Consider the following 19,618-nt stretch of genomic DNA (forward strand, 5'->3'; position numbering starts at 1 on the left):
CTGTGGCGGCGGCGCCGTCCGGCGTCGATCTCGACGCGGGCTGACCGACGATCAGGCCCGTACGCCGCGCCGCAGGGCGAAGCGGAGCGATGGCACGAGAGACTCTCGCCGCAGCGTGGCTGCGGCGAGAAGCAGCAACAGCAGAACCGCGCCTCGGAGCAGCCCCTGCCAGTAGAACGAGAGCCCGACCAGCACCATCCCGTTGTTGAGCAGTCCGAAGATGAGGACGCCGATGGCCGTCCCGAGCACCGTGGGGCGACCCGTGCGGCTCAGGGTCGCGCCGATGAACACCGCCCCGATCGCGTCCAGCACGTAGAGCTGCCCACCGGCGGGGGAGTATCCATAGCTCCGCGAGGCGAGCACGACGCCGGCGAATGCCGCGATGAGGGCGGCGAGCAGGTACGCCGACGCCAGGCTCGCCGAGGTCCTGCGGCCGGCGATCCGGGTGGCGGTCGGCTGCTCGCCTCCCGCAGTGAGCACTCGGCCCCACCGTGTGCGATCGAGCAGGAGCCACGCGCCGACCCCGATCAGCACGGCCGCGAGCACCGGCACCGTGATCCCGGCGACGCTCGCGTTCCCGAGCGCAGCGAAGGCGTCCGGCGTCCGCTGACGCAGCAGCGCGATCGGCGCACCGCCGTCTGTGAGCAGTTGCTGGACGCTCGTGCCGATGAACCAGACGCTGAGCGTCGCGAGGAAGGCGCGAATGCGCAGCGCCACGATGAGGAAGGCGTTCGCGACCCCGACCAGCAGACCGAAGGCGAGTCCCCCCAGCAGCGCGAACCACGCGACGTAGCCCTGCGAGATGAGCGACGCGGACGCGAGCGCCGCGAGATCGATCGCCACGCCGACCGACAGATCGATCCCGCCCGCGCGCACGACGATCGTCATCGCGGTCGCCGCCATGAACAGGATCGCCGACGCGCTGGCCACGCTGAGGAGATTGCCGGGCGCGAGGTACCCGGGTGCGAGCGTCGCGAAGACGATCACGATGAGCACGACCGTGGCGGGTGCAAGGAAACGCACCACCGTGCCGTCCGCGCCCGCGAGACGCACCGTGGCCCGCGCCGTCTGGACCGCCTGAGTCACCGTCGGACTCCCTTCTCCCGCACGGCGGCGAGCGCGAGCACCAAGAGGATGAGGATGCCCTTGATGGCACCGACCCACTGGCTGCCGACGCCGAGCAGCGTGAAACCGTTGCCGAGCGCCGCGACGAACACCGCGGCGAGGAGGGTTCCGCCGATCGTCACCACGAAGCGCCGGGAGAACACGACCGACAGGTACGCGGTGATGATGATGTCGAGGAGGATCTGGGATCCGATCCCGGGGACCGCCGCCGCGAGCCGGGCGGCCAGGAGCACCCCCGCGACACCGGCGAACAGCCCCGAGACGACGTAGCTGCCGGCGATGTAGCGCCAGACCGGGACACCCGCGACCCTCGCGGCCGTCGGGTTCTGACCCACCGCGTAGCTCCGCACGCCCCACGGGGAACGTGACACCGCCAGGCCTGCGAGGACAGCGACCAGCGCCAGAACCACGACCGGCGCGGGGATGCCGAGCACGGCGCCGTCGCGGAGTGCGACGAACAGCGGGTCGTCGACGGGGATCTTGACGTTGTTCGTCGTCAGGAACACGACGCTGGCGACGATGCCGCCGCTGGCGAGGGTCGCGAGCAACGGCCGCACCCCCAGCACCACGGTCAGCCCGTTCACGGCGCCGAAGCCGAGCGTGACCAGGAGCGCCAGGAGGATGGCGACGGGCGCCCCCGTCCCCGCCGCGAGCGCCAGTGCCGCCACGACGCCGGCGAGGCCCACGAGCGGTCCGCTGGACAGATCGATGCCGCCGCGGATGACGTCATCCCCGCCGGTGATGATGACGACCGCCAGACCGAAGCCGGCGATGGCCGGGACCGCGGCCTGGACCAGCACCGTGAACAGATTGTCGGGGGTGGCGAAGATCGGTGACGCCAGGCTGAACACGACGATCTCCGCGACGACGACGAGATAGCCGACGAAGGCCAGGGCGCCGATGCCGCGTCGACGCGGCTTTCGAGCGGCCACGGCGTCGGTGATGCGCTGCGCGTCGGCCTGCGGGGGAGCGGTGAGCGTCATGACGCGACTCCGATCGGGTCGAGTGCGGGACGCGGCTCCTCATCGATCCGCGCGTCCGCGGCGAGCTCGAGCACGCGATCGCTCGTGAGGTCCGCGCCGCTGAGCTCCGCGCGCACTCGTCCCCGGTGGAGCACGATCGCACGGTCCGCGAGTCCCACGAGCTCCTCGAGATCGAGCGTCACGAGCAGGACGGCTGCGCCGTTCGCGACGAGCTCGTTGATCCGGGCGTAGATGGCGGCACGACTGCCGATGTCGACGCCGGCCGTCGGCTGGTCCAGCACGAACACCTGGGCCCGCGCCGCGAGCCACTTGCCGAGCACGACCTTCTGCTGATTGCCGCCGGACAGCGTGCCGACGACCGCCTCCGGACGGGGCGGACGGATGTCGAGGGTCGCGATCTGCTCCTCCGCCAGTGCGCGGTCGCGCGCACGCAGCGGGATGACACCACCGAGGCTGATCCGGGCCAGCGCCGCCAGCGAGAGGTTCTCGCGCACCGTGTGGCGGACGAGCACGCCATCCCTGCGACGGTCGCTCGGCACGTAGGCGCCGCCGGCGGCCACGAAGGCGCGCGGGCTCCGGACACGTCTGCCCGCCGTCTCGACGATGCCGGCGCGGGGCACGACAGCGGTGATCGCGTCGGCGAGCACCTCGACGCCGGAGCCGACGAGGCCCGTGACGCCGACGACCTCGCCGGGGCGCACCTCGAGCGTCACGCCATCGAGGGCGCCCGGGAGGACGAGGCCGTTCACCCGAAGCGCGGGAGCCACATCGGGCGCGATCGTGCGGGTCCGGCGACTCCCGAACTCCTCGACCTCTCGGCCCACCATGAGGTGCACGACGTCGTCGAGCGTGCCGGCACGCAGATCGACCTCGCCGGACACCGCACCGTTGCGCAGCACGACGGCACGCGACGCGATCTGCCGCACCTCCTGGAGGTAGTGCGAGATGTAGATGACCGCGACATCCTTCTCCTGCAGCCGACGGATCGCGGCGAACAACAGCTCGACCTCCTCCGCGGCGAGAGGAGCGGTCGGCTCGTCGAGCACGAGGACGCGCGGCTCGCGAAGGAGCGCCCGCGCGATCTGGAGCAGCTGCTGCTCCGCGACCGTGAGCTCGTCGACGAGGGTGTCGCCGCGCAGGTCGAGACCGACGAGCTCGCGCAGGAGGCTCTCGGCAGCACGGCGACGCCGCCCTGACGACAGCAGCAGCCCGCGCTCGCGGCCCAGGAAGAGCTGCTCCGCCACGGTCAGTCGCCCCGCCAGATGACGGTCCTGGTGCACCACCTGGACGCCGAGCGCCTCCGCGTCGCCGGGGGAGTGCACGGCGACCGCGCGCCCGTCGAGCTCGATCGTCCCGGCATCCGCGCTGTACAGCCCGCTCAGGATCTTGATGAGCGTCGACTTGCCGGCACCGTTCTCGCCCACGAGCGCCACGACCTCGCCGTGCGCAAGCTCGAGGTCCACCCCGCGGAGCACCGGCACGCCGGCGAACGCCTTCTCGATGCCTCGCATCGAGAGCGCCCGCCGGCGTGGCGTCGGCTGGCCTGCCGACGAGTCAGCCACCGAGACCCAGCTCCGCGATCTTCTCGGACACGTTCTGCTTGGTGATGAGGACCGGAGCGAAGTAGGTCGTGGGAGTGACCTTGTCGCTCTGACCGCCCAGGTAACGCGCCACGTTGTCGGCCGACCCGGCGCCGATCGCCGCGTTCTGCTGTGCGATCGTCGCCGTGTAGGACGAGGTCGGGTCGGAGATCAGGTCGAGCGCACCCTTGTCCGCGTCCACGCCGTAGATCTTGATCTCCGAGCGGCCGGCCGCATCCACCGCCTGGGCGGCGCCGATCTCGGGCTGGTCCCAGCACGACCAGATCGCCGAGATGTCGCCCTTCGGATACCGGGTGAGCGCATCCGTGATCTGCTGCTTCGCGTCCTCGACGGTGCCCTCGTACTTGTCCTGGAGCTCGGGCTGGATCAACTGGATCTGGGGGTAGTCGTTGAGCACGAGCTTCAGCTCGTCATAGCGGATGCGGCAGGGAGCGACGCCCGGGAAGCCGTTGAAGACGAGGATCCGGCCCTTGCCGCCGATGTCCTCGGCGATCGTCCGGGCGAGCGTCGAGCCGATCTGCCAGTTGTCGCTCGTGACGTTGTTGACCGAGTACTCGGACACGTTGTCGATCGTGAACAGCGGGATGCCCGCGTCGTGGACCTTCTGCAGGACGGGGGCGAGCGTCGTCGCATCGCCGAGGATGACGATGATCGCGTCGGGCTTCTGAGCGATGAGGTTCTCGATGTCGGCGACGTGCTTGTCGTCCTTCGCCTCGGCCTGCGTCGCGACCACCTTGCCGCCGAGGGCGGTCACGCGGTCCTGGACCGACTGGTACACGATGCGCGAGAAGTCGTGGACGATGTCCTTGGCCGCGACCCCCACGGTCTTGCCTTCGAGGCTCGGGACGTCGGCCGCGACCGCGGCGGTGGCCGCGGCGGCCGGCTCGGCCGTCGACGAGCCCTCTTTGAGGGTGCAGCCGGTCAGGGCCAGCGCCGACGCCGTGAGCACGGAGATCGCGGCGGTGAGGATCGTGAGACGACGTCGCATGGGGCAGTACCTTTTCGGTGAACGCAGAAGGGAACGGCGTGACGGACCGTCACGCACAGTGGTGCGGCTCAGATGCTAGTGAGCCGGTTCTCGCCCCGACGAACGCGTGACGAGTCGTTTCCCTGTGTTCCGCCGTATGACGCGGCGAGCACCACAGGGCGCCTCGGAACCGATATAACGCTCCTGCACCGCCACCTTCGAGGGCCGCGCCCCGGCCGCAGGCAGACTGGGCATATGAAGCTCTTCGTCGGCTCCGCCATACGATCCGCACGCACCGACCCAGCCCGGTCCGAGCTCAGCGCGCGCACCATCGGCTCTGTCGCACCCACAGCCGTCCTGGACTGGCGCTCCGCGGAGATCGCAGAGCTCGACGCGCGCATCCACGGCGGCGTCTCCGAGCGCGCACTGCTGCAGGAAGCGCACGCGCTCGTGCAGCAGACGGTCCGCCCCGTGTACGGGCTGAACGAGGGGCAGCGCGTCTCCGTCACCCTGCGGCGCGGGCGCGGCTCGTGCAGCCAGCGTCTCGCCGTCCTGGAAGCGGTGGCACGTCGCCGCGACATCCGGACGCGGGTGCGCGGGCTGGTCGTCGACGGCCGCTTCTGGCACGCACGCTTCGGCGCAGGGCGCCTCCTCGTGCCGGATCGCATCCTTCTCGCCTGGCCGGAGTTCTTCGTGGCAGGCGACTGGCTCGACGTGGGCCGCCTGTTCTCGGGCGATGCCGCCGCCGTCGCAGAGCACCCGTTCCGCAACGACGGCACGGAGACGCTCTTCGACGCGATCGCTCGCGGCGCCGCGGACTGGGAGCCGCCCGTCGCGTGCATCTGCGACGATGCGAGTCTTTCGACGTACGTGCGGGCAGAGCTCGGCTGGTTCGACTCGCGCGACGCGCTGTACGCGCGGTACGGCCACAACCTTCCCGCCGTCCGGCGTCTGCTCGACCCGGTCTTTCGTCGTTGGGCGGCGGGCGCATCCTGATCGGCGTCCACTTCCGACCATATGCCGATAATGCACATTATGTCAGTTACGGTCTGACCACTCGCATATCTCGCCACAGCCATCCCCCTCGGCTCCTTCGCTCCGGCCTCTCGCGTCGCCTCGGACGCACCCGGGATCCGACCGACGTCCGCCCTCACGGATTCGAGCGTCACCGAAGCCCCCCTTTCAGCATCGGATCGACATCTCGCGATCGGAGGCGGCCTTCGCGGCATCAGCCGACGTCTCCGTGTCCGCCTGGGCTCGTGCCGATGCGAACGTCGCGTCGTGGACGTGCACATAATTCATGCACAACTATTGTGCATAGATCTTTTGCATGCAAGACTGGCGCCATGGCCGACTCCCCCGACGACACCCCCTCCGTCACACGTCTGGACGAGAAGGCGGTGAAGGTCCTCGCACACCCGCTGCGCTCACGCATCCTCAGCCGTCTGCGCGTCGACGGCCCGCTCACCGCGACCGAGCTCGCCGGCATCCTCGCCACGAACTCCGGAGCGACGAGCTATCACCTTCGCGCACTCGAGTCCGTCGGCCTCGTCGCCGACAGCGGCGAGGGGCGCGGCCGCGAGCGCCGCTGGCGTGCCGCCACGGACTCGCACTCGTGGAACGACTCCGACTTCGCCGATGACGAAGATGCGCGAACCGCGCTGGGGTGGCTCCAGCGCGACTACGTGCGCCAGTTCGCGGCTCGCGCGGAGGCATGGCTGGACACCGCGGAGACCTGGCCCGCGGAGTGGGTCGACACGCTCGGACTCAACGACGTGTTCGTCACCGTGACCGCCGAGCAGGCGCGCGCCATGCAGGCCGAGCTCGATGCGCTGCTGGCACGGTACCGGTCGATCGGTGAAGGCGACCCGCGCGCGCGACGTGTGCACGTGTACATCTTCACGAGCCCGCTGGAGCTCACGGCACCGGACGACGCCGCGGGCTCGTGATGCCTGTGACGGGCATCCAGGCGGAACACCGTCTCATCGTCCTGACGCTCACCCGCTGGCTCCCGGTCGGGCTGGTGTCCGGGCTGACCGTGCTCCTCCCCCTCGAACGCGGCCTCACGCTGCCCGAGGTCGGCGTCCTCCTCTCGCTCCAGGGCTTCATCGTCCTCGCGCTCGAGATCCCCACGGGCGGACTCGCCGACACGCTCGGACGCAGGCCTCTGCTCATCGCCTCCGGCGTGCTCGCGGTGGCATCGACCTCGCTGATGGTCATCGCTTCCTCGTTCTGGATGTTCGCGCTCGCACTCGTGATCCAGGGCGTGTTCCGCGCGCTCGACTCGGGTCCGCTCGAGGCTTGGTACGTGGATGCCGCGACCGCCGACGATCCGAGGCATCCCGTCGAACGCGGGCTCAGCCGCGCGGCGACCGCCCTCGGCACCGCTATCGCTGTGGGTGCCGCCGTCTGCGGCGCGCTCGTCGTGTGGCATCCACTCGGCGCCGCGTCCGCACTCACGCTGCCGTATGTCTTGGCCGCGATCCTCACGCTCGTGCACACGGGGCTCCTCTGGTCCCTCGTGCGCGAAGCGCCCCGCCCGCGAGCGCCCGCGCGCGGGCGCACCGCGCTCATGGCGGGCGCGCATGCCGTTCCGCGCCTGCTGCGTCGGAGCACGCGGGTGCTGCGGCGTTCCCGCGTCCTTCGCGCGCTCGTTCTGGTGGAGGTCTTCTGGAGCGTCGCGATGATCGGGTTCGAGACGCTCACACCCGTGAAGCTCTCCGCCGAGCTCGGCGGAGAGGACGCCGCAGCGGCGCTCTTCGCGCCCGCATCGGCCGCCGCCTGGGCGCTCTTCGCCGCGGGGTCCCTCGCGGCGGGACGCGCAAGCCGCCGTATCGGCGTGGCGCGCACCGCCATCCTCGCGCGGCTGCTCAACGGCGGCTTCGTCGTGGCCATGGGCATGATCGCGGGCCCCGTCGGCCTGCTCGTCGCCTACGGCCTCGCCTACCTGACCCACGGGGCGGCGGGCCCGATGCACAGCGCGCTCCTGCACCGCGAGGCGACATCGGACGACCGCGCTCTCGTGCTCTCCCTCAACTCGATGGTGGCGGGCGGCACCTACAGCATCGGCCTGCTCGTCCTGACCCCGCTCGCCGCTGCCGCATCGCCGGGGGCGGCCCTCGTGACCGCCGGCGCGTTCAGCGTGCTGGGTTCCGTGCTCTACGTGCCCGCCCTCCGGCAGGAGCGCGACCGCGCGCGGCTCGCCTGACGGCGATCGAGGAACGGCGATGTCCGCCGTTCGTTCTAGCGTGTGCCCCATGAGCACTTCCGATGACGCCGCAGACTTCCTCCGCGAGTACGAGCGCCGCACCAACGCCCACGGCATCGAGGCGTTGTGCGAGCTCATCGCCGACGACGCGACGTACTGGTTCACCGATGGGAGCCACCGAGGCGTCGACGCGATCGCGGCCGCCATCTCGGAGACGTTCCGCACGATCCCCGACGAGATCTACCGGATCTCGGACGTCGAATGGGTGCACGTGGCTGAGGACGCCGCGACGGTCCGGTACCGCTTCGACTGGGCCGGCACGATCGACGGCCGACCCGCGAGCGGTTCCGGCCGCGGCACGAACGTCATGACGCGCGTACACGGCCGTTGGCTCATGCAGCACGAGCATCTCAGCAGCTGAGGGGATGTCGGAGGCCCCGGTTAGTGTCGCGGACATGCCCCGCGTCATCTACCACACCGCCACGACCCTCGACGGATTCATCGCGACCACCGACCACTCGCTCGAGTGGCTCTTCGACGTGCCCGGCGCCGCCGAGGCGGAGGCCGCGTTCCCGGCATTCCTCGAGAGAGTCGGCGCGCTCGTCCTCGGCTCGTCGACCTACGACTGGGTGTATCGGATGCAAGACCTCGGTCGCCGCCCCGACGGCTGGCGATCGGCGTACGGCGACCGTCCCACGTGGGTCTTCATGTCGCGGGAGCTGCCGACGGCCGCATCCACCATCCGGTTCGCACGTGGCGAGGTCGCCGACGCCTGGCCGGACATCGCCGCGAGCGCGGGCGAACGCGACGTCTGGGTCATGGGCGGCGGCGACCTCGCGGGCCAGTTCGCGGACGCGGGGCTGCTGGACGAGATCCGTGTCTCCATCGCTCCCGCCACCCTCGGCGCCGGGAGGCCGCTGCTCCCCCGCGTCCTGCCGGCCTCGCGACTGACACTCGTGTCGGCCGAGCGGGTCGGCGCGTTCGCGGAGCTCCGCTACGCCGTCTCGCGCGACTGAGCCGCGCCTCAGGCGGTGGCGTGAGCCAGCTCCGCCATGAGCGCCGCCCAGCTTCGCCGATCCGCGTCCGCGCGGTACGCGGGAGTACCCGGCAGCGTGAACGCGTGGGGCGCACCCGAGTAGACGAGCACCTGCCAGTCGAGGTCGGCGCGCGATCGCAGCTCGTTCTCGAACGCGACGATGGCCTCGTCCGGCACCAGCGGATCCTCCGCGCCCGTGGCGATCAACATCGATCCGCGGATGCCGTCGACCTCCGCGGGCTCATGCGCCACGAGGTTGCCGTGGAACGAGCCGGTCAGCACGAGCGGCGCTCCGGTGCGGGAGAACTCCAGGGCAGCCGTGCCGCCGAAGCAGTACCCGACGATCGCGATCCGCTCCGGGTCGACCCGTGGGTCGGCGGCGACCAGGTCGTAGGCGGCGCGCACGCGCCCCACGAGCAGCGCGGGATCGCTGTAGTAGCGCTTCGCCTCCGCCGACGCGCCCGCCATGTCGTCGGAGGCGAACACGCGACCGGCACCGTAGACATCGAGCGCGAAGGCGTGATAGCCGAGCCTCGCGAGCATCTGCGCCCGTGCCTTCGGGTACTCGCGGAGCCCGGTCCAATCGTGGACCACGAGGACCGCCGGACGCCTCTGCTCCCCCGCGGGAACCGCCTCGTAGCCGCGCAGCGCGGTGCCGTCGTGGTCGTACTCCACGTCGCGCGCGAGCACGGGCGCCTCGGGCACGCGCTCGATCAGCTCACGGTGGTGGAGGCTGAACTCGTCGGTCATCTCATGCTCTCCCTCGGTTCGACATCGATCCAGTCCGCGTACTTCGCCGTCCGGCCGTCGCCGGACGAGCGTCCGGTGAGCCTTCGCTTCACCCACGGGCCGACGTGCGTGCGATAGTACGCGAGGCCGCTCAGGCGCACGGAGGCCTCCTGCTCCTGCGGAAGCGACCACCACTCGGCGGGCGGCTGCATCCCGAGGGCCGTCAGCACGCGGGCGGCGACCCGATGGTGTCCGCGGGCGTTCATGTGCAGCCGGTCACCGGACCAGTAACGCGATCCCGCCAGCTCCCGATCCGGCCAGTTCAGCGCCTGCACGACGTCCGGACGCGCGGCGAGCCGAGCCAGGACGGCGTCCGACAGCTCGTCGCCGCGCCGCTGCACCAGCCCGCTCAACGGCAGTCCCGCCGACGGGTTCGCGCCCGAGAGGAGGACGAGCCGCACGCCTTCCTCGTCGCAGCGCGCCAGCACCCGATCGAACGCGGCCGCCACGTGCGAGATGGTCGTGCGCGGACGCAGCATGTCGTTGCCCCCGCCGTTGAACGACAGATGGGTGGGCTTCAACGCGAGGGCCGGCTCGAGCTGCTCCTCGACGATCGGCCAGACGAGCTTGCCACGGATCGCCAGGTTGGCGTACGAGATGCGCTCCCCCGTCGCGTCGGCCCAGCCCTGCGCGACGATGTCGGCCCACCCCCGTACCGTGCCGTCCGGCTGCTCATCGCCCACTCCCTCGGTGAACGAGTCGCCGATCGCGACGAAGCGGACAGCACTCACCGATTCAGCCTACGCCGCGCTCACGCCAGCAGCTCGCGCACCCGCGGCACGACCTCGGTGCCGTAGAGCTCGATCGAGCGCATCATGTGCTCGTGCGACAGGGTCCCGTTCGAGAACTTCAGATCGAACCGGTCGGCGTCCAGCGTCCGGAGCGTGTCCGCGATCTTCTCCGCCACCCGCGCGGGCGAGCCCGCGTAGACCGCGCCGCCCGGCCCGATGTCGCGCTGGAACTGCATGCGGTTGTAGGGCGGCCAGCCGCGTTCGGCGCCGATCGCGTCGCGATTGGCCTTCAACGCGGGATACAGCTGCTCCCAGGCCTCTTCATCGGTCGGGGCGAGGTGCCCCGGCGAGTGGATGCCGATGGGCTGCGACTCGTGTCCGAAGGCGTCGAGCGAGCGTCGGAACAGGTCGACGAAGGGGCGGAACTGCGCCGCCGGTCCTCCGATGATCGCGAGCATCAGCCCGTAGCCGTAGCGCGCGGTGCGGACAACCGACTCGGGACTGCCGCCGACGCCGACCCAGGCACGGATGCCGTGCTCCGTCTTGGGGAACACGTCGGCACGCTCCAACGCGGCACGCTTCGATCCCTGCCACGTCACGGGTCGCTCCGCGAGGAGCTGCGCGAACAGCTCGAGCTTCTCCTCGAACAGCACCTCGTAGTCCGCGAGGTCGTAGCCGAACAGGGGGAACGACTCGACGAACGAGCCCCGTCCGAGCGTCACCTCCGCGCGGCCGTTCGAGACCGCATCCAGCGTCGCGAAACGCTCGTAGAGACGCACGGGGTCGTCGCTGGAGAGCACCGTGACGGAGGTCCCGAGATGGATGTCGCGCGTCTGGGCGGCCGCGGCGGCGAGCACGATCTCCGGGCTCGACACCGCGAACTCCCTGCGGTGGTGCTCCCCCACCCCGAAGAACTGCAGGCCGACCTCGTCCGCGCGCACGGCCTGCGCGACGACGTTGCGGATGGTCTGGGCATCGCTGAGGCGGACGCCCTCGTCATCGACGGTGACGTCTCCGAACGTGTCCAGTCCGAACTCCACGGGTTGACGCATGTCCCTGCCTTTCATTCACGCGCATATAGGTCAGGGACAACCCCGTCGGGCTCCCCCGCATTCCCCGCGGCTCAGGCGAGCGCGCTGCGCAGGGTGTCGAGTCCGACGCCTCCGATGCCGAGCGCGCGACGGTGAAACTCCTTGATCGAGAAGGCGTCTCCCTCGCGCTCGCGCACATCGTCCCGGATCTGCTCCCAGATGCGCTGCCCGACCTTGTAGGACGGCGCCTGGCCGGGCCAGCCGAGGTAACGGTTGACCTCGAACCGGATGAACGGGTCCGGCATGTTCACGTTGCGGCGCAGGAAATCCAACGCGTAGTCGTGGTCCCACACGCCCTCGCCGTCGGGACGCGGCTTTCCGAGGTGGACGCCGATGTCGAGCACGACCCGAGCAGCACGCATCCGCTGCCCGTCGAGCATGCCGAGCCGATCGGCCGGGTCGTCGAGATAGCCGAGGTCCGCCATCAGCCGCTCCGCGTAGAGGGCCCACCCCTCGGCGTGCCCGGAGGTGCCGGCCAGCAGCCGCCGCCACGCGTTCAGCTGGCCGCGGTTGACGACGGCCTGAGCGATCTGGAGATGATGCCCCGGCACACCTTCGTGGTACACGGTGGTCAGCTCACGCCACGTGTCGAACTCGGTCACGCCCTCCGGAACGGACCACCACATCCGGCCGGGACGGGAGAAGTCGTCGGTGGGCCCCGTGTAGTAGATGCCGCCCTCGTTCGTCGGCGCGATCATGCACTCGAGCCGGCGCACCGGCTCCGGGATGTCGAAGTGCGAGCGGCCGAGCGCCTCGATCGCACGGTCGCTGGTGGCCTGCATCCACTCCTGCAGCTCGACGGTTCCGTGGAGCTTGCGCGCGGGGTCCGCTTCCAGCAGCGCGATGGCCTCTTCGACGCTCGCCCCGGGCGCGATGCTCCCCGCGACATGCTCCTGCTCGGCCGTCATCCGCGCAAGCTCCTCGACACCCCACGCATAGGTCTCGTCGAGATCGATCGCGGCGCCGAGGAAGCGACGCGAGTGCAGTGCGTACAGCTCGCGCCCGACGGCATCTGTCGCCGATGCCGCCGGCGCGAGCTCGGCTCTGAGGAAGTCGGCGAGGCGGTCATAGGCCACTCGCGCGGCACCCGCCCGCTCGGCGAGGTCCCGCGCAAGCGACGCCGGGAGCTCGCCCTGCTCGGGCGCCGCGTCCGCCGCGAAAGCGGCGAAGAAGCCGTCGGGCGCCGTGTAGCGCCCGATCTGCGTGACGACCTCCTGCACCTGGCGGCGAGCCGGCACGACACCGGCGTCGATGCCGGCACGCAGCGTCTGCACGTAGCCCGCGACGGCGGCGGGCAGCGCCGCGAGCCGCTCCGACACGACCGCCCAGTCGTCGATCGTGTCGGTGGGCATCAGGTCGAACACCGCGCGGATGTTCTGGGCCGGCGAATCGATGACGTTCAGGTCGCGCAGGTGCGTCCGGGCCTCATGCAGCTCGAGCGTCAGACTCAGCTCACGCCGCAGGTCGGCTTTCGTGACCTCGTCGACGTCGTCGGCGGCGTCCGCGGCCTCCAGCTCGCGCAGGGTGCCGCGGACGGCATCGGCGAGGCGTTCCGCCCCCTCGGGCGAGTAGTCCCCGAACCGCCCGTCGTAGCCGGGACGACCGATGTAGGTCGCCGTCGTGGGATCGAGCTCGGAGATCGTGTCGACCCACTCCTCGGCGATGCGATCGACGGCAGTGGGGAGGCGTTCGTACTCGGTCATCCTTCGAGCCTAGGCGTGGTCAGTGCGCGGCGTCATCCCAGTTCGCGCCGCGGCCGATCTGCACATCGAGCGGCACCGTCAGCTCGGCGGCGTCGGCCATGCGCTCACGGACGATGCGCTCGGCGGCATCCCACTCCCCCGGTGCGACCTCGACCACGAGCTCATCGTGGATCTGCAGCAGCACGCGCGAGCGGAGCCCTGCAGCCGCGAGCTCGTCGTGGATGTGCACGAGCGCGAGCTTCATGATGTCGGCGGCGCTGCCCTGGATCGGAGCGTTGAGCGCGGCGCGCTCCGCGTTCTCGCGCAGCACCCGGTTCGGGCTGGTGAGGTCGGGGAACGGACGACGGCGACCGAAGATGGTCTCCGTGTAGCCGTCGATCCGGGCCTGCTCCACCGAGGAGCGCAGATAGTCGCGCACCGCACCGAAGCGCGCGAAGTACTCCATCATCAGCTGCTTCGCCTCGGACTGCTCGATGCGCAGCTGCTTGGACAGGCCGAACGCCGACAGACCGTAGACCAGGCCGTACGACATCGCCTTGACCTTCGTGCGCATGGCGGGCGTCACCTCTCCGGGATCGACGCCGAACACCCGCGCACCGACGAAACGGTGCAGGTCTTCTCCCGCGTTGAACGCCTCGATGAGGCCCGGATCGCCCGAGAGGTGCGCCATGATGCGCATCTCGATCTGCGAGTAGTCGGCCGTCAGCAGGGTCTCGTACCCGTCTCCGACCTCGAACGCGGCACGGATGCGGCGGCTCTCCGCCGTGCGGACGGGGATGTTCTGGAGGTTCGGGTCCGTGCTGGAGAGACGCCCCGTCTGCGAGCCCGTCTGCAGGTACGTCGTGCGGATGCGCCCGCCGTCGCCGATCGCCGCGTCGAGCGACTCGATGATCTGCCGGAGCTTCGTCGCCTCACGGTGCTGGAGGAGCAGGTCGAGGAACGGGTGGGGGCTCTTCTCCTGCAGCTCCGCGAGAACGGCGGCATCGGTCGAGTAGCCCGTCTTCGTCTTGCGCGTCTTCGGCAGCTGGAGATGCTCGAACAGAACCTCCTGCAGCTGCTTGGGCGAGCCGAGGTTGACCTCGCGATCGATCGCGGCGTACGCCTGCTGCGCGATCCCCTCGGCGCGCGCCGCGAGCTCGGCGGAGAAGCTCGAGAGCTTCTCGTGCGAGACCGTCACCCCGGCAAGCTCCATGTCGGCCAGCGACCGCGTCGTCGGCAGCTCGATGTCGGCGAGCACCTCGCTCACGCGACCGGGCAGGTCGGCGAGGACCGCCTCGCCCACACGGCGCGTGAACCAGGCGAGCTGGCCGGGTGTGGCGCCGTCGTGCTCGGGCACGAGCTGGTTCGGGTCGGCCTCGGGCAGCTTCTCGTCGAGATATCGCTCGACGAGGTCGGCCAGGGTCTTGTCGGGGAAGCTCGGACGCACGAGCCACCCCGCCAGGAGCGTGTCGACACGAAGCCCCCCGAGATCGAGGCCGATGCGGCGAAGCGCCTTCAGCTGCGGCTTGGCGTCGTGCAGGGCCTTGGGTGCGTCGGAGGCCAGCCAGTCGCCGAGGTCCGCGCCGACGCCGTCCGTCCAGTCCGCCTCGACCGCGGCGTCGCCCGCCGCGAGCCCGATCCGGCGGATCGTTCCGCCCTCGATCACCAGGACGAGACCCACGACGCCGGCTGCGGCCGCGACCCACTCGGCCAGAGCGCCCGCGGTCGCCATCTCGGCCGGGACCGGCGCCGCCGCCTGCGTCCGCGTGTCCTCCGCCGTCTCGGTGGCTCCGGTCGCCTCGAACACGCGTGGCAGGAGCGTGCGGAACTCGAGCCGCGCGAACACGTCGCGCACGGCCTGCGCGTCGAGCGGACGCAGCTCGAGCTCGGCCGGCGTCACCGGGAGCTCGACATCCCGCAGCAGCCGGTTGAGCGCCCGATTGCGACGGACGTCGTCGATGTGCTCCCGCAGATTGCCGCCCACGACGCCCTTGATCTCGTCGGCGTGCTCGAGCACGGCGTCGAGCGAGCCGAACTGGGTCAGCCACTTCACGGCCGTCTTCTCTCCCACCTTGGGCACCCCGGGCAGGTTGTCGCTGGTCTCGCCGACGAGCGCCGCGATCTCGGGGTACTGCGCCGGCGGGACGCCGTACCGTTCCAGGACGGTCGCCGGGTCGTAGCGCTTGAGCTGAGACACGCCCTGCACGTTCGGGTACAGGAGCGTGATCTCATCGGTCACGAGCTGGATCGTGTCACGATCTCCCGAGCACACGAGCACGTCGAAACCGGTCTCGGCACCCTGCGTGGCCAGCGTCGCCAGGATGTCGTCGGCCTCGATGTCCTCCTTCGACAGCACCGTGACTCCCATCGCCCGAAGGCACTCCTGCAGGAGCGGGATCTGACCGCTGAACTCGGGGGGCGTCTCGCTGCGGTTCGCCTTGTACTCCGGGTACTCACGGGTGCGGAAGGACACGCGCGAGGTGTCGAACGCGACGGCCACGTGCGTCGGCTTCTCGTTCTTGAGCAGGTTCACGAACATCGACAGGAAGCCGTAGACGCCGTTGGTGTGCTGGCCGTCCTTCGTCGTGAAGTTCTCGACGGGGAGTGCGTAGAACGCCCGGAACGCGAGCGAATGGCCGTCGACGACCAGCAGAGTAGGCTTCGAGGAGTCGGTCACCCTGTCAGCCTAGACGCGACCGCCGACACCCGATCCGCCGTCCACGAGGAGCCGCATGAAACCGACGACGCCCTTCGACCCGGCCGAGGGCCTCGCCTGGGTGCGGCGGCGCGGGGGCGGCGCGCTCGCCGAGAAGATGGGCATCGAGTGGGTCGAGTTCACCCCCGAGCGGGCGATCGCGACCATGCCCGTCGAGGGCAACACGCAGCCGGTGGGGCTCCTCCACGGCGGCGCCTACGTCGTGCTCGCGGAGAGCCTCGGATCCATGCACGCGAACCTGCTGGCCACCCTCGCCTCGGGCGCCGGGACGCGCCTCGCCGTGGGCGTGGACATCAACGCGACGCACACGCGCTCGGCGGTCTCCGGCCTCGTGACCGGCATCTGCACGCCCCTGCACGCGGGGCGCAGCCTCGCCGTGCACGAGATCGTCGTGCGCGACGAGGACGGCCGCCGTTGCAGCACGGTCCGGATCACCAATCTGATCAAGGAGCTTCCGGCCGCCGGCTGACCCCGCGCTCAGGCCGGCTTGCGCGCCACGATCGTGAAGGTGCACGGCGCGAGCAGGCGTTCGGCCTCGGGCCACATCCATCCGCCGTCGACCTCGACCATGCGCTCGCTGAAGCGCCACGGCAGCAGCGTGCCCTCGTCGAGCCGCATCAGCACGAGCCCCGCGCCGATCAGCGCGTTCACGATCTCGGAGAGCGGATGCGGCCACTCGTAGCTCCGCGCGTGCGCGACCGTGCCGTCGCCCACGTAGGTCGAGTCGTCGTCCCAGGATGCGGCGGTGCCGTCGGAGAGGTACCGGTACCGCACGACGAGACCGGGCGCGTTCTCGTCGAGCGTGTAGAGCATGGGGTGACCGTCACGGATGTAGAACGTCCCGCCGGGGCGGAGCAGGCCCGCGACCTGCGCCGCCCACCGCTCGAGATCGTCGAGCCAGCAGATGGCGCCGATGCTGGTGTAGACCAGATCGAAGTCGCCCGAGACACGGGCGCGGGCCTCGAGGGCATCGCTCAGGACCCACCGGGCTGTCAGACCGAGCCGGTCCGCGAGCCGCGCGGCCGCCTCCAGCGCCACGGGCGAGAAATCGACGCCGGTGACGCGCGCACCGGCACGGACGAACGACAGCGTGTCCGTGCCGATGTGGCACTGCAGGTGGCAGATGTCGAGCCCCTCGACGGAGGGCACGAACGGCGCGAGCGCCGCCAGGTCGTCACGGACCACACGCGACAGGTGCGCGGGGTCGTCGTAGGCCTCGAGGCCGTAGGCGTGCTCGTGGAGCTCCGCGCGGTCGTTCCAGTTCGCGAGGTTGGCCTCGCGCGCCGCGCGTGCGTCGATGTCGACGTGCTCGCCCTGAGCGGTCATCCGGCACCCACGCGCGCGGCGTTCAGCCCTTCTTTGGCGCGAGCTGCTCGATGATCGCCTTCGCGACGTCCTGCATCGTCAGACGGCGGTCCATGGACGCCTTCTGGATCCAGCGGAACGCCTCCGGCTCGCTCAGCCCCATCTTCTCGTTGAGGAGCCCCTTGGCACGGTCGACGAGCTTGCGGGTCTCGAAGCGCTCGACCATGTCGGCGACCTCGGCCTCGAGCGTGATGATCTGCTCGTACCGGGCGAGAGCGATCTCGATCGCGGGCAGCAGGTCGTTCGGCGTGAAGGGCTTCACGACGTAGGCGAGCGCGCCCGCCTCGCTGGCGCGCTCCACGAGCTCCTTCTGGCTGAAGGCCGTCAGCAGCACAACGGGCGCGATGTGCGCCTTGCTGAGCTTCTCGGCGGCGGAGATGCCGTCCAGCTGCGGCATCTTCACGTCCATGATCACCAGATCGGGACGCAGCTCGGTCGCCAGCGCCACGGCGGTCTCGCCGTCTCCGGCCTCGCCGACCACGTCGTAGCCGTTGTCGCGCAGGATCTCCACGATGTCGAGCCGGATCAGCGACTCGTCCTCGGCCACCACGACGCGTCGGGGGGCGGGGGCGGATTTCGCGGTTTCGTCTTGCTCAGTCACCTTTGAATCCTACGGCACCGGCCGCGGCCCGCACGGCCACCGCCACGGTCGCGACCCAGGCGGCACGTGGATCCCGTGGCACGGGGATCCGCGATAGGCTCGATCGGCCGGCCGGCGTGGCGGAATGGCAGACGCGACCGACTCAAACTCGGTTGCCCGGAAGGGCGTGTGGGTTCGACTCCCACCGCCGGCACACGAAGAAGGGGATGCCTCCCATGAGGCATCCCCTTCCGTCGCATCCGGACCGCTACCTGCCGGCCTGGTAGATCGGCGCACGGCCGTTGACGGCGTCGCCGATCCGGTGGATGCGGATGTCGTTGGTCGAGCCGATGATGCCGGGAGGGGACCCGGAGATCACGACGACCTTGTCGCCCTCGGCGGCCAGTCCGTTCGAGAGGAAGTAGTCGTCGACCTGAAGGAACATGAGGTCGGTGTGCGCGACGTGCTCGACGAGTGCCGACTGCACGCCCCAGGTCACCGCCATCCGCCGACGGATGGCCGGCTCGGGCGCGAAGGCGAGCATGGGGATGCGGGGGCGCAGCCGCGACATCCGCCGGGCCGTGTCACCCGACTCCGTGAACAGGCAGAGATACTTGGCCTCGACGAACTCCGCGACCTCCATGGCGGCCAGCGTGATGGCTCCGCCCTGCGTCCGCGGCTTCGTCGTGAGCGGCGCGATGCGCTCGAGGCCGTGGTCCTCGGTGGAGGCGATGATCCGCGCCATCGTCTCGACGACCGTCACGGGGTAGGCCCCGACGCTCGTCTCCCCCGAGAGCATGACCGCGTCGGCGCCGTCGAGCACCGCGTTGGCGACGTCGCTCGTCTCCGCACGGGTCGGCACCGGGTTCGAGATCATCGACTCGAGCATCTGCGTGGCCACGATCACCGGCTTGGCCATGCGGCGGCACAGCTCGACCGCGCGCTTCTGAACGATCGGAACCGCCTCGAGCGGCAGCTCCACGCCGAGGTCGCCACGGGCGACCATGATGCCGTCGAACGCGTCGATGATCTCCTCGAGGTTGTCGACCGCCTGCGGCTTCTCGATCTTGGCGATGACCGGCACACGCCGCTGCTCCTCCGCCATGATCTCGTGCACGCGCGTCACGTCGGCCGCGTTGCGGACGAACGAGAGCGCGATGATGTCGGCGCCGGCCCGAAGACCCCAGCGCAGGTCCGCCTCGTCCTTGTCGGAGAGCGCCGGGACGTTGACGGCGACACCGGGCAGGTTGATGCCCTTGTTGTTCGACACCGGGCCGCCGACGATGACCTTCGTCGTGACGACCGTGCCGTCGGTCTCCACGACCTCGACGCGGACCTTGCCGTCGTCGATCAGGAGGAAGTCACCGGGCTTGACGTCCTGGGGCAGTCCCTTGAAGGTCGTCGAGACGAGCTCCTTCGTGCCCGGGACGTCTTCGACCGTGATCTTGAAGATGTCGCCGGGAGCGAGCTCGTGCGGGCCGTCCGCGAACCGGCCGAGCCGGATCTTCGGCCCCTGCAGGTCGACGAGGATGGCGACGGCTCGTCGTGCGTCGTCGGCTGCGCGCCGGACGTTCGCGACGTTCGCGTCGTGCACGGAGTAATCACCGTGACTGAGGTTGAGTCGGGCAACGTCGACCCCCGCATCGATGATCGCGCGGACCATCTCATACGAGGACGTTGCCGGGCCGAGGGTTGCGACGATCTTGGCGCGTCTCATCCGTTCGTGTGCTCCGGTTTGTGTTCG

Annotated in this window: 18 protein-coding genes and 1 tRNA gene; 7 read left to right on the top strand and 12 right to left on the bottom strand. The window is 70.4% G+C overall.

Annotated features, from left to right (window positions below; genetic code table 11):
* Nucleotides 1-51: 51 nt before the first annotated feature.
* The 4 genes from QE381_RS03020 to QE381_RS03035 are packed head-to-tail and all read right to left on the bottom strand — an operon-like array spanning nucleotide 52 to nucleotide 4,697.
* Nucleotides 52-1,086, bottom strand: coding sequence for an ABC transporter permease (locus tag QE381_RS03020; protein ID WP_307215386.1), 1,035 nt, complete (start codon nucleotides 1,084-1,086; stop codon nucleotides 52-54).
* Nucleotides 1,083-2,108, bottom strand: coding sequence for an ABC transporter permease (locus QE381_RS03025; RefSeq protein ID WP_307215388.1), 1,026 nt, complete (start codon nucleotides 2,106-2,108; stop codon nucleotides 1,083-1,085). The genes QE381_RS03020 and QE381_RS03025 overlap by 4 nt, the downstream gene beginning before the upstream one ends.
* Nucleotides 2,105-3,670, bottom strand: a complete 1,566-nt coding sequence (locus QE381_RS03030) for a sugar ABC transporter ATP-binding protein (RefSeq protein WP_307215390.1) — start codon at nucleotides 3,668-3,670, stop codon at nucleotides 2,105-2,107. Before QE381_RS03030 ends, QE381_RS03025 begins: the two co-directional genes overlap by 4 nt.
* The gene (locus QE381_RS03035) at nucleotides 3,663-4,697 is read right to left on the bottom strand and encodes a sugar ABC transporter substrate-binding protein (protein WP_307215393.1); all 1,035 of its coding nucleotides are present in this window, start codon (nucleotides 4,695-4,697) and stop codon (nucleotides 3,663-3,665) included. The genes QE381_RS03030 and QE381_RS03035 overlap by 8 nt, the downstream gene beginning before the upstream one ends.
* Nucleotides 4,698-4,931: 234 nt before the next feature.
* Between QE381_RS03035 and QE381_RS03040 the strand changes: the two genes are divergently transcribed.
* From QE381_RS03040 to QE381_RS03060, 5 genes are all read left to right on the top strand, one after another.
* The gene (locus QE381_RS03040) at nucleotides 4,932-5,672 is read left to right on the top strand and encodes a hypothetical protein (protein WP_307215395.1); all 741 of its coding nucleotides are present in this window, start codon (nucleotides 4,932-4,934) and stop codon (nucleotides 5,670-5,672) included.
* Nucleotides 5,673-6,022: 350 nt separating this feature from the next.
* Nucleotides 6,023-6,625 (top strand): helix-turn-helix domain-containing protein, encoded by a 603-nt coding sequence (locus tag QE381_RS03045; protein ID WP_307215398.1) that lies wholly within the window; start codon nucleotides 6,023-6,025, stop codon nucleotides 6,623-6,625.
* Nucleotides 6,625-7,884, top strand: a complete 1,260-nt coding sequence (locus QE381_RS03050) for an MFS transporter (protein WP_307220390.1) — start codon at nucleotides 6,625-6,627, stop codon at nucleotides 7,882-7,884. Before QE381_RS03045 ends, QE381_RS03050 begins: the two co-directional genes overlap by 1 nt.
* A gap of 49 nt (nucleotides 7,885-7,933) precedes the next feature.
* Nucleotides 7,934-8,305, top strand: coding sequence for a nuclear transport factor 2 family protein (locus QE381_RS03055; RefSeq protein WP_307215400.1), 372 nt, complete (start codon nucleotides 7,934-7,936; stop codon nucleotides 8,303-8,305).
* A gap of 34 nt (nucleotides 8,306-8,339) precedes the next feature.
* On the top strand, nucleotides 8,340-8,900 hold the full coding sequence (locus QE381_RS03060; protein ID WP_307215402.1) for a dihydrofolate reductase family protein: 561 nt from the start codon (nucleotides 8,340-8,342) through the stop codon (nucleotides 8,898-8,900).
* Between the two features lie 8 nt (nucleotides 8,901-8,908).
* Here QE381_RS03060 and QE381_RS03065 read toward each other — a convergent pair whose 3' ends face one another.
* The 5 genes from QE381_RS03065 to polA all read right to left on the bottom strand — a co-directional run bounded on the left by QE381_RS03065 (nucleotide 8,909) and on the right by polA (nucleotide 15,890).
* The gene (locus QE381_RS03065) at nucleotides 8,909-9,670 is read right to left on the bottom strand and encodes a dienelactone hydrolase family protein (RefSeq protein WP_307215404.1); all 762 of its coding nucleotides are present in this window, start codon (nucleotides 9,668-9,670) and stop codon (nucleotides 8,909-8,911) included.
* A complete protein-coding gene (locus QE381_RS03070; RefSeq protein WP_307215406.1) occupies nucleotides 9,667-10,440 on the bottom strand; it encodes an SGNH/GDSL hydrolase family protein in 774 nt (257 codons plus the stop codon). Before QE381_RS03070 ends, QE381_RS03065 begins: the two co-directional genes overlap by 4 nt.
* Before the next feature lie 20 nt (nucleotides 10,441-10,460).
* Complete coding sequence (locus QE381_RS03075) at nucleotides 10,461-11,492, bottom strand: LLM class flavin-dependent oxidoreductase (RefSeq protein ID WP_307215407.1); 1,032 nt, start codon at nucleotides 11,490-11,492, stop codon at nucleotides 10,461-10,463.
* A 71-nt stretch (nucleotides 11,493-11,563) separates the two neighbouring features.
* Nucleotides 11,564-13,234 carry a DUF885 domain-containing protein gene (locus tag QE381_RS03080; RefSeq protein WP_307215408.1) on the bottom strand — a complete coding sequence of 557 codons (1,671 nt, stop codon included), beginning with the start codon at nucleotides 13,232-13,234 and terminating at the stop codon, nucleotides 11,564-11,566.
* A gap of 19 nt (nucleotides 13,235-13,253) precedes the next feature.
* The gene (gene polA / locus QE381_RS03085) at nucleotides 13,254-15,890 is read right to left on the bottom strand and encodes a DNA polymerase I (RefSeq protein WP_307215410.1); all 2,637 of its coding nucleotides are present in this window, start codon (nucleotides 15,888-15,890) and stop codon (nucleotides 13,254-13,256) included.
* 55 nt (nucleotides 15,891-15,945) lie between these two features.
* Here polA and QE381_RS03090 point away from each other — a divergent pair, with 55 nt between their 5' ends.
* Nucleotides 15,946-16,398: a hotdog fold thioesterase gene (locus QE381_RS03090; RefSeq protein ID WP_307215412.1), complete on the top strand. Its 453-nt coding sequence runs from the start codon at nucleotides 15,946-15,948 to the stop codon at nucleotides 16,396-16,398.
* Nucleotides 16,399-16,406: 8 nt separating this feature from the next.
* Here the strand turns inward: QE381_RS03090 and QE381_RS03095 are convergent, their stop codons facing one another.
* Together QE381_RS03095 and QE381_RS03100 are read right to left on the bottom strand one after the other, a co-directional pair.
* Complete coding sequence (locus tag QE381_RS03095; RefSeq protein ID WP_307215414.1) at nucleotides 16,407-17,255, bottom strand: bifunctional 2-polyprenyl-6-hydroxyphenol methylase/3-demethylubiquinol 3-O-methyltransferase UbiG; 849 nt, start codon at nucleotides 17,253-17,255, stop codon at nucleotides 16,407-16,409.
* A 22-nt stretch (nucleotides 17,256-17,277) separates the two neighbouring features.
* Nucleotides 17,278-17,895: an ANTAR domain-containing response regulator gene (locus QE381_RS03100; protein ID WP_307215416.1), complete on the bottom strand. Its 618-nt coding sequence runs from the start codon at nucleotides 17,893-17,895 to the stop codon at nucleotides 17,278-17,280.
* Between the two features lie 110 nt (nucleotides 17,896-18,005).
* On the opposite strand from QE381_RS03100, the gene QE381_RS03105 reads away from it, so the two are divergent.
* A tRNA-Leu gene (locus tag QE381_RS03105) sits at nucleotides 18,006-18,088 on the top strand.
* A 54-nt stretch (nucleotides 18,089-18,142) separates the two neighbouring features.
* Here QE381_RS03105 and pyk read toward each other — a convergent pair.
* The gene (gene pyk, locus QE381_RS03110) at nucleotides 18,143-19,591 is read right to left on the bottom strand and encodes a pyruvate kinase (protein WP_307215418.1); all 1,449 of its coding nucleotides are present in this window, start codon (nucleotides 19,589-19,591) and stop codon (nucleotides 18,143-18,145) included.
* Between the last annotated feature and the right edge of the window lie 27 nt (nucleotides 19,592-19,618).

It is taken from the genome of Microbacterium sp. SORGH_AS_0888, assembly GCF_030818905.1.
GTDB lineage: Bacteria > Actinomycetota > Actinomycetes > Actinomycetales > Microbacteriaceae > Microbacterium.

Bases quoted from the DNA above. Each gene is read 5' to 3' on its own strand.
- QE381_RS03040 (WP_307215395.1), top strand. From the start codon at position 4,932: ATGAAGCTCTTCGTCGGCTCCGCCATACGATCCGCACGCACCGACCCA.
- QE381_RS03095 (WP_307215414.1), bottom strand. From the start codon at position 17,255: ATGACCGCTCAGGGCGAGCACGTCGACATCGACGCACGCGCGGCGCGC.
- QE381_RS03090 (WP_307215412.1), top strand. From the start codon at position 15,946: ATGAAACCGACGACGCCCTTCGACCCGGCCGAGGGCCTCGCCTGGGTG.
- QE381_RS03065 (WP_307215404.1), bottom strand. From the start codon at position 9,670: ATGACCGACGAGTTCAGCCTCCACCACCGTGAGCTGATCGAGCGCGTG.
- QE381_RS03080 (WP_307215408.1), bottom strand. From the start codon at position 13,234: ATGACCGAGTACGAACGCCTCCCCACTGCCGTCGATCGCATCGCCGAG.
- pyk (WP_307215418.1), bottom strand. From the start codon at position 19,591: ATGAGACGCGCCAAGATCGTCGCAACCCTCGGCCCGGCAACGTCCTCG.
- QE381_RS03050 (WP_307220390.1), top strand. From the start codon at position 6,625: ATGCCTGTGACGGGCATCCAGGCGGAACACCGTCTCATCGTCCTGACG.
- QE381_RS03055 (WP_307215400.1), top strand. From the start codon at position 7,934: ATGAGCACTTCCGATGACGCCGCAGACTTCCTCCGCGAGTACGAGCGC.
- QE381_RS03025 (WP_307215388.1), bottom strand. From the start codon at position 2,108: ATGACGCTCACCGCTCCCCCGCAGGCCGACGCGCAGCGCATCACCGAC.
- QE381_RS03045 (WP_307215398.1), top strand. From the start codon at position 6,023: ATGGCCGACTCCCCCGACGACACCCCCTCCGTCACACGTCTGGACGAG.
- QE381_RS03060 (WP_307215402.1), top strand. From the start codon at position 8,340: ATGCCCCGCGTCATCTACCACACCGCCACGACCCTCGACGGATTCATC.
- QE381_RS03075 (WP_307215407.1), bottom strand. From the start codon at position 11,492: ATGCGTCAACCCGTGGAGTTCGGACTGGACACGTTCGGAGACGTCACC.
- QE381_RS03035 (WP_307215393.1), bottom strand. From the start codon at position 4,697: ATGCGACGTCGTCTCACGATCCTCACCGCCGCGATCTCCGTGCTCACG.